We start from the raw sequence: 2,405 nt of genomic DNA on the forward strand, positions 1-2,405 counted from the left end.
TGGTCGAAGGCGGCGGCGAACTCTCCGTAGGTCTCGTACAGTTCACGTCCCATCCCCGAGCGCTGACTGCCCTGCCCGGAGTACACGAACGCCGTACGGCCGCTGGTGCGCCGGCTGCGTATGACGGACGGGTGTTCGCGGTCCTCGGCCAGGGCCGTGAGCGCGGCCAGTGCCTCGTCGCGGTCGTCGGCCAGGACGACGGCCCGGTGCTCCAGCGCCGCCCGTCCGTTCGTCAGGGCCCGGCCGATCGCCCTCGGGTCGGCCGTCGGCGCGTCCGTGACGTACGAGCGCAGTCGTGCCGCCTGTTCGCGCAGCGCCTCGGGGCTGTGTGCCGAGACCGGCCACAGGGCGGGGATGTCCGGCTCCGTCGCCGACTCCCCTTCACCCACGGGTTGTTCGAGGATGACGTGGGCGTTGGTGCCGCTGATGCCGAAGGAGGAGACGGCGGCGCGGCGCGGCCGGTCGTCGGGGGTGGTCCAGGTGTGGTCCTCGGTGAGGAGGCGGACGGCGCCCGCCGACCAGTCGACGTGCGGGGTCGGCTCGTCGACGTGCAGAGTGCGCGGCAGCACGCCGTGCCGCATCGCCATCACCATCTTGATGACACCGCCGACCCCGGCCGCGGCCTGCGCGTGCCCGATGTTCGACTTCAACGAACCGAGGAGCAGCGGCCGTTCGGCCGGGCGGTCCTGCCCGTACGTGGCCAGCAGCGCATCCGCCTCGATCGGGTCGCCCAGTTTGGTGCCCGTGCCGTGCGCCTCCATCGCGTCGATGTCGGCGGGGGTGAGGCGGGCTCGGGTGAGGGCTTGGCGGATGACGCGTTCCTGGGAGGGGCCGTTGGGGGCGGTGAGTCCGTTGCTGGCGCCGTCCTGGTTGATGGCGGAGCCGCGCACGACGGCCAGGACGTGATGGCCGTTGCGGCGCGCGTCCGACAACCGCTCCACGAGCAGCAGGCCCACGCCCTCGGCCCACGCGGTGCCGTCGGCCGCCGCCGCGAACGGCTTGCAGCGGGCGTCCGGCGACAGACCGCGCTGCCTGCTGAACTCCAGGAACATCCCCGGCGTCGCCATGACGGTGACGCCGCCCGCGAGCGCGAGGTCGCACTCGCCCTGCCGCAGCGCCTGCGCGGCCAGATGCAGCGCGACCAGCGACGACGAGCACGCCGTGTCGACCGTGACCGCGGGCCCTTCCAGGCCGAACGCGTAGGCCAGGCGGCCCGACGCGACACTGGACGTACTGCCCGTGAGCAGATACCCGTCGAAACCCTCCGCCGGTTCGTGCAGCCGGGGCCCGTAGTCCTGCGCGGTCGCCCCGACGAACACGCCCGCCCGGCTCCCGCGCAGCGCGTCCGGTGCGATGCCCGCCCGCTCGAACGTCTCCCAGGCGGTCTCCAGGAGCAGCCGCTGCTGCGGGTCCATGGCCTCCGCCTCACGCGGGCTGATCCCGAACAGCGCCGGATCGAACGCGCCCGCGTCCCGCAGGAACCCGCCCTCGCGGACGTACGTCGTGCCCGGCCGGTCCGGGTCCGGGTCGAACAGCGCGTCCAGGTCCCAGCCGCGGTCGTCGGGGAACGGGCCGATCGCGTCACCGCCGGTCGACACCAGGTCCCACAGATCCTCGGGTGAGCCCACCCCGCCCGGGAAACGGCAGGCCATGCCCACGATGACGACCGGATCGACCGGATCGACCGGATCGACCGGATCGACGGGGGCGGTGGCAGGCTCGGACGACCCGGCCGCCGCCGTCGCGCCGCCCCCGCCCGTAAGCCGCTCACGCAGCAGCCGTACGACGGCATCGGGCGTGGGGTGGTGGTAGACGAGCGCGGACGGCAGGCTCAGTCCCGTGGCGGCCTGCAACCGGTCACGCAGCTCCACCGACGCCACCGAGTCGAAACCGAGATCCTTGAACGACCGCTCCGCGTCCACCGCGTCGCCGGTCACATGGCCGAGCACGATCGCGGCCTGCGTCCGCACCAGGTCGAGCAGCCCCGCGGGCTCGAGGACGGTCCCGGCCTCGGTCCGGGCGTCGGACCGGTCCTCCGCCACGGGCTCCTCCACGACCGTGACCGCGGGCGTCGCGGTCGCCGGGGCCGGCACCGAGTCCAGCCAGTACCGCTGCCGTTGGAAGGCGTACGTCGGCAGCCCCACCGCCTGACCGCCCCAACCACCCAGCCCGGCCGCCCAGTCGACTTGCACGCCCTGTACGTGGGCGGTGGCCAGCGCCCGCAGAACGGAATCGGGCTCCGGCTGCCCCCGGCGGAGTACGGGTATGGCGTCGGGGGTGTGGGGGGTGAGGGCGGCGTCGGGTCCGATCTCGAGGACTGTGGTGGTGTTGTGGGTGGTGAGGGTCTGGACGGCGTCGTGGTAGCGGACGGTGGTGCGGATGTGGTGGGTCCAGTGGGCGGCGGT

The 2,405-nt window shown here is 73.7% G+C and carries 1 protein-coding gene; it reads right to left on the minus strand.

Going from position 1 to position 2,405, the window contains the following annotated elements:
- On the minus strand, nucleotides 1–2,405 hold a 2,405-nt coding region (locus ABZ920_RS30455; protein WP_361512062.1), incomplete at both ends, for a beta-ketoacyl synthase N-terminal-like domain-containing protein.

It is taken from the genome of Streptomyces sp. NPDC046831 (assembly GCF_040645305.1).
In the GTDB taxonomy this organism is placed as follows: domain Bacteria; phylum Actinomycetota; class Actinomycetes; order Streptomycetales; family Streptomycetaceae; genus Streptomyces.